The organism is Crocosphaera sp., assembly GCF_030064895.1.
Taxonomy (GTDB): Bacteria; Cyanobacteriota; Cyanobacteriia; order Cyanobacteriales; family Microcystaceae; genus Crocosphaera.
The window spans coordinates 1-6,135 of sequence record NZ_JASJEB010000156.1 but is presented as its reverse complement, the minus strand read 5'-3'; the positions used below and the strand labels follow the sequence as shown (position 1 = coordinate 6,135).

Sequence of the window (6,135 nt, the reverse complement as noted above, 5' to 3'; positions counted from 1 at the left end):
AATAGTTGATCTGATTAATTTCCCCCCGTCTCCCCATCTCCCCCTCTCCCCGTCAAACTCCAAGAATAAGTTTTTGGCAAAAATGGGATGCTCCCCATTAACTCCCTTGAAAACCTATCTTTTGCAGAAGAAATAAGAATTTAAAAGTAAATTTTATTCAATAAAAATAATGTCTGAACCAATCAAGAAAGAGTTGGAAACTAAAATTGAACTTCAACATCTGATTAAAGTTTATGGAAAGAACCCTTATATTGGACTCAACTTATTTCGAGAAGGCAAAACCAGAGATGAGATTTTAGAATTAACCAATCAAGTTGTTAGTATTGCCGATATTTCTCTCAAAATTAATCAAGGGGAATTATTTGTAATTATGGGGTTATCTGGTTCAGGAAAATCCACCCTAGTGCGTTGTATTAACCGTTTGATTAAACCCACCAGTGGACATATTTATATTGATGGAGAAGATGTTGCTCACGTCGATGAGAAAAGAATGCGACAACTTCGTTTAAGTAAAATCTCTATGGTGTTTCAACAATTTGGATTATTTCCCCATAAAACCGTCAGAGATAATGTAGAATATGGTCTGAAAGTACGAGGTATTAAACCCCCTTTACGCCGTCAAAAAGCAGAAGAAACCTTAGCCCTAGTTGGTTTAGAAAAATGGGGCGATTATTTGCCCTCTTCTTTGAGTGGGGGAATGCAGCAAAGAGTGGGTTTAGCTAGAGCCTTAGCCACAGACGCAGAAATTTTGCTCATGGATGAACCATTTAGCGCGCTTGACCCTCTGATTCGGCGAGAAATGCAAGACGAATTACTGCGACTGCAAAAAGAACTGCACAAAACCATTCTTTTTATTAGTCATGATATCCACGAAGCATTTAAAATTGGCGATCGCATTGCTGTTATGAAAGATGGAAACATAGTTCAGCTAGGGACACCCAAGGAAATTATTAGCCAACCGGCCAATGATTATATCCGGGCGTTTCTGCAAGATATATATGATTCCAAAGCCATTTTAGGATAAATTAGTGTTGAAACCTCGTTGTTAACTATGGGGTCTGATTACAAAATTGAGGGTTGAAACATTGCTAAAATTGAGAAAAAAAATTCCCTTATTCGTTTTATTAACCAGTCTTTTAATTGCTTGTCAACCAACACCTCCATCACAAGATAATACAACCGGATCAACACCAAAAGTTACTGTGCGCACTGGTCATAGTAGCTGGGTCGAAGAACACTTTCAAACAGAAATTGTCAAAATAGGCTTAGAAAAACTAGGCTATGAAGTAGAAACACCTAAAGAAATTGAGTATCCGGCTCTTTATATTTCCCTAGCCAATGGAGACTTAGACTATAGCGTTGTTTACTATACACCAGGACACACCACTTTCTTTAATAATGCAGGGGGACAAGAAAAGTTAGAAGCGGTTGGGATAATCACTCCCGATGGTATCCAAGGATATCAAATCGATCGCAAAACGGCACAGGAACATAATATCACTAACCTTGAACAACTTAAAGATCCCAAAATTGCTAAATTGTTTGACTCCGATGGTGATGGAAAAGCCAACTTAGTCGGGTGTAACCCCGGTTGGGCCTGTGAATTAATTATCGAACATCATCTAGATGCTTATGGACTGAGGGATACTGTAGAACACGATCGCGGACAATATACCGCTTTACTTGCTAATAGTTTAACTCGCTACCAAGAAGGACAATCAATTATTTTTTATGCTTATAATCCTCATTGGATTGGAGCAACATTAAAACCAGAAGAAGATGTGATTTGGTTAGAAGTTCCTTTTACAGATTTACCCCCAAAAATAGCCGAGAATATGATGGAAGAAGATACCTTAGTTGACGGCAAAAATTTAGGGTTTCCCAAAACTGAACAACGTATTGCTGCTAACAAGCAATTCTTAGCAGATAATCCCATGGCCAAGCGTTGGTTAGAATTAGTTCAGGTTCCGGCCAAAGATATCAATGAAGAAAGTCTCCGTATTAAAGAAGGAGAAAATACACCAGAAGATATTCGCCGTCATGCTGAAGAATGGGTTGAAAACAATCAAGATTTATTCAATAGTTGGCTGGAAAAAGCGCGTAATGAATAATACCAAATCCGGTTTAGATACCCCCCTTATCTTTATAGTTGAGGAGGGTGGGGAGTGTGGGAGGTGTGGGAGGAAAGATAGCAAAACGATAAAGAGGTTTTGACAATCGTATTTGGTATAATATCAAGTCGTTAACGACTGGTTTCAAATAAAATACCGTGCTTAATTCGGGTTTTAAATGAACAGGTTAAAATACGATCAATTAATTCTATTCTAGTAACTAAACCCTCATGAATGAACTATTATTTGCTTATCTTCTAGCAACTGAAAAACCACAAGGGATAGATTTTATCTTAAATCCCTTTCAACTTTATACAATTCCTCTTGATGATTGGATTACGGAAATCATTAACTTTATTGTTGATAATTTTCGTCCCTTTTTTCAGACCATTAGCCTTCCCATTGCTTGGGGTTTGAAGAGTATAGAATTGGGGTTTATTGTTGTTCCTCCTGTCATTTTTATCATAATTATTGCTGTAATTGCCTGGAAATTAGCAAGCAGAAAAATTGCACTTTATAGCATCATTGCTTTAACTTTAATTGGTTTCGTCGGTGCCTGGGAACAAGCAATGGTATCTTTAGCTTTAGTGGTGACAGCAGTTTTATTTTGTCTGATGGTGGGTATTCCTATGGGGGTTCTCAGTGCTAAAAATGATCCCTTAGAAAGGGTTATACGTCCGCTTTTGGATGTGATGCAAACCCTACCATCATTTGTTTATCTGGTTCCTGTGGTGATGTTGTTTGGTATTGGAGAAGTTCCTGGGGTTATTGCCACAATTATTTTTGCTATTCCTCCTCTTATTCGTCTCACTAATTTAGGTATTAGACAGGTTTCTCCAGAAGTTACCGAAGCTGCGATCGCTTTTGGTTCAACCCCTTGGCAAGTTTTATGGGAGGCACAAATTCCTCTAGCTATGCCCACTATTTTAGCAGGGGTCAATCAAGCTATTCTCATGGCTTTATCTATGTCCGTTGTAACCTCTATGATTGCCGTTCCAGGGTTAGGACAAATGGTTTTACAGGGTGTTGGTCGTTTAGATGTGGGTTTGGCTGCTGTAGGGGGATTAGGAATTGTTCTGTTGGCTATTATGCTCGATCGCATGACTCAAGCAATTAGTCAGTGACAATTAACAATTAACAATTAACAATTAACAATTAATTATCACTCTCCAAACTTCCCACCCCTCCCAAACTCCCCATTTCATAAACTTTTCTACCTTATCCGAGTAGTATTGAACCACCCATAACCCCTCCCAGGAGGGGAATAGGAGTATATTGAATTGATTTGTTAGGCTCTACAATCATGAATAAAAATTCCCAAGTGATCATGCATTCTAGCCCACGTCATCATTTTATTAACCCCATCTAAAAACGTATCAAACGTATCTGCATTCCGATCTGCATTTTCTAAAGGGCCTTCCTCTTCCGAAGTAGTTTTCGTATTCCGAAGAAGCTCAGTATATTCAGCGTATGAATCTTTTGATAAATTGGCCTTAAACTTCTTTGCTGCACAACTGCAAACCGATTTACTATAGCCCAAGTTGCTACAATAGTCGATTACTAAGGGGTCACCACCACCTAACCCATTACATGAAACAAGTATTGATTGAAAGCCAATTAAGAAATAAACAGGTAATTTTTGCATCGTTAGTTCCTGAATTATGTATTAGTCTTGATTCTAGCCTATGTATAGCAGTCGCCAAAGCTATTAGGACATTTTTCTGTTCCCTGTTCCCTGTTCCCTGTTCCCTTAAAATATAATTTATGTGTCCTAACTAGCCTGTCTATTGCTATATTATTTTTTTTTGGATGAAGCGATCGCTTTTAAAGAAGTTTTAATTTGCATATATTAAACATTAAAATCTAAACACTCCCCACACTTCCCACACTCCCTGTCTCCCCGTCCCCCAGTCCCCCAGTCCCCCAGTCCCCCAGTCTCCCAGACTCCCCAGACTCCCCACACCCCCCACACTCCCCACACTTCCCACACTTCCCTAAAGGGCTTATTTTCTCGCTTCTTCTAGCCAACTATCGAATAATTCCTGATTATTTTCAACCCATTTTTGAGCATGAATACGGATTTGTTTTGCGCTACTTTCTCCTTCTTGTACGAGTTTTTGTTGCCCATTAACATCTTCAATAGGAATCTCAATTAATTCAAACAAACGTTTGGCCGCAGGATTAGCTGTTAAAAATTTTTTGTTGGCAATAATGCGAATTTGATCAATAGCAAAACCTCGATTTTTACCGTCCACTGAGGTATCTTCTGCTGTCACTTTACCAAGTTCTTTGGGTAGAGAAGTGAAAGGAACTTCTAACCAAGTGGAATCTTTTCCAACTTCTAAGACGATACTTGACCAGTGGGGAGTGTAAACATAATACAAGACGGGTTTTCCCTGTTTCTGACGCGCAATAGTAGCTGCTAAGAGGGTGTCATAGTTACCTTGATCGTGTTCTACTGTATCTCTTAGTCCGTAAGTATCAAGATGATGTTCGATCACCAACTCACACCCCCAACCTGGATTACAACCGGTTAAGTTGGCTTTACCATTACCATCTGAGTCGAAGAGTTTGGCAATGTTTGGGTCTTTAAGTTGTTCAAGATTGGTGATTTTATATTTATCAGCCGTGTTTTTATCAATCTGATAACCTTGCGCAGCATCAGCGATGATCACCCCAACTCGCTCAATTTTTTCATCTCCACCGCTTTCGCTAAAGAATTTTTCGTGTAACTTTTGCCAATGAACACCGTAAAAATCGATGTCCCCGTTGCCGATGGAAATATGTGCTACAGGAATATCCAGTTCTTTCACCGCTTCAGTGGTATAACCGAGCTTTTCTAAACCAATATTGACGATTTCTGTGACAAAGATGCCATAGGTGGAAACACTGGCACTTGAGCTTATCCCGACCCCTTGACCGGGCATTATGGTTTGAGAATTGTTGCCTGAGTTGGGACTAGATTGGGGGGTTGATTGACAGGCAATTAAACTCATTGACAAAATGGCTAGGACTGTTACTAATTTAGTTTTTTTTGATGGTTTTTTCATGCAAAAGTTAAGGCACAATGTAATTAATTGTGAAGTACCCCAACTAATTGCAAGCAATATAGTTAGGGCTTCCTACCCCCAAGAATTAACACTCTTGGTACACGGTATTTCAGCCGTCTGGTTAGGCGTATATTTCCGTTCTTCCAACGGTATTTTTGAGTCAGAGAATTGAAGCAAATTCCAACAAGCGTTAATGTCCCTGTCGTGTTGTGTATGGCATTCAGGGCAAGTCCATTCTCTATCTTTTAGGGTTAAATCTTCTTTGATATACCCACAATTAGAACATCTTTTCGAGCTAGGAAAGAATCTATCTACCCGTTTAATTTCACAGCCATAGATATGGCCTTTATAATCTAAAAGAGTTAGAAATTGTCCCCATGCAACGTCACTAATTTGCTTAGCTAGTTTGCGATTTTTAACCATCCCTTTAATATTTAAGTCTTCACAACTAATAACTTGGTTCTCGTTAGTTAATTTGAGACTTATTTTGTGTTGATAGTCTAATCTTTGGTTAGCTACTTTTTCATGAATTTTGGCTACTTTAACTCTAGCTTTTTTTCTATTTTTAGATTCTTTATCTTTTCGACTCAACCTCCTTTGTCTAATTTTTAACCTTCTTAAAGAACTTTGAAAGTAACGAGGGTTTTCAAATTTTTCTGGTTTATTGGTAATACAAAAATCCTTAAGTCCGAGATCCATTCCGATCTTCCCACCATTTAAAGGAGCTTTTGGAATATCTAACTCGGTAACGATGGAAGCATAGTATTTTCCTGATGGAGTTTTACTAATAGTTACACTTTTAATATCTCCCTCTATTTCTCTATGAATTACCATCTTGATATGAGACATTTTAGGAAGCTTAAGTTTTCCCTTCTCGGTAATAGAAAAGTTTTGAGGAACTCGAAAAGATTGTTTATGAGACCTCTTTTTAAATCTGGGAAATTTGGCCTTACCTTTAAAAAAGCGAGAGTAAG

At 38.4% G+C, this 6,135-nt stretch carries 6 protein-coding genes; 3 read left to right on the top strand and 3 right to left on the bottom strand.

Translation table 11 applies throughout. The features are described from left to right. Positions 1 to 169: 169 nt before the first annotated feature. The 3 genes from QNJ66_RS25105 to QNJ66_RS25095 all read left to right on the top strand — a co-directional run bounded on the left by QNJ66_RS25105 (position 170) and on the right by QNJ66_RS25095 (position 3,235). Positions 170 to 1,024: a glycine betaine/L-proline ABC transporter ATP-binding protein gene (locus tag QNJ66_RS25105; protein WP_300511398.1), complete on the top strand. Its 855-nt coding sequence runs from the start codon at positions 170 to 172 to the stop codon at positions 1,022 to 1,024. 70 nt (positions 1,025 to 1,094) lie between these two features. Then, positions 1,095 to 2,111 (top strand): glycine betaine/L-proline ABC transporter substrate-binding protein ProX, encoded by a 1,017-nt coding sequence (gene proX / locus QNJ66_RS25100; RefSeq protein WP_300511397.1) that lies wholly within the window; start codon positions 1,095 to 1,097, stop codon positions 2,109 to 2,111. Between the two features lie 230 nt (positions 2,112 to 2,341). Further along, positions 2,342 to 3,235: an ABC transporter permease subunit gene (locus QNJ66_RS25095; protein WP_300511396.1), complete on the top strand. Its 894-nt coding sequence runs from the start codon at positions 2,342 to 2,344 to the stop codon at positions 3,233 to 3,235. A gap of 164 nt (positions 3,236 to 3,399) precedes the next feature. Here the strand turns inward: QNJ66_RS25095 and QNJ66_RS25090 are convergent, their stop codons facing one another. The 3 genes from QNJ66_RS25090 to QNJ66_RS25080 form a co-directional block, all read right to left on the bottom strand. Further along, on the bottom strand, positions 3,400 to 3,756 hold the full coding sequence (locus QNJ66_RS25090; protein WP_300511395.1) for a hypothetical protein: 357 nt from the start codon (positions 3,754 to 3,756) through the stop codon (positions 3,400 to 3,402). A gap of 358 nt (positions 3,757 to 4,114) precedes the next feature. Beyond that, positions 4,115 to 5,161, bottom strand: coding sequence for a glycine betaine/L-proline ABC transporter substrate-binding protein ProX (proX, locus tag QNJ66_RS25085; RefSeq protein WP_300511394.1), 1,047 nt, complete (start codon positions 5,159 to 5,161; stop codon positions 4,115 to 4,117). 72 nt (positions 5,162 to 5,233) lie between these two features. Then, on the bottom strand, positions 5,234 to 6,135 hold a 902-nt coding region (locus tag QNJ66_RS25080; RefSeq protein ID WP_300511393.1), incomplete at its 5' end, for an RNA-guided endonuclease TnpB family protein.

Bases quoted from the DNA above. Each gene is read 5' to 3' on its own strand.
- QNJ66_RS25105 (WP_300511398.1), top strand. From the start codon at position 170: ATGTCTGAACCAATCAAGAAAGAGTTGGAAACTAAAATTGAACTTCAA.
- QNJ66_RS25095 (WP_300511396.1), top strand. From the start codon at position 2,342: ATGAATGAACTATTATTTGCTTATCTTCTAGCAACTGAAAAACCACAA.
- QNJ66_RS25090 (WP_300511395.1), bottom strand. From the start codon at position 3,756: ATGCAAAAATTACCTGTTTATTTCTTAATTGGCTTTCAATCAATACTT.
- proX (WP_300511394.1), bottom strand. From the start codon at position 5,161: ATGAAAAAACCATCAAAAAAAACTAAATTAGTAACAGTCCTAGCCATT.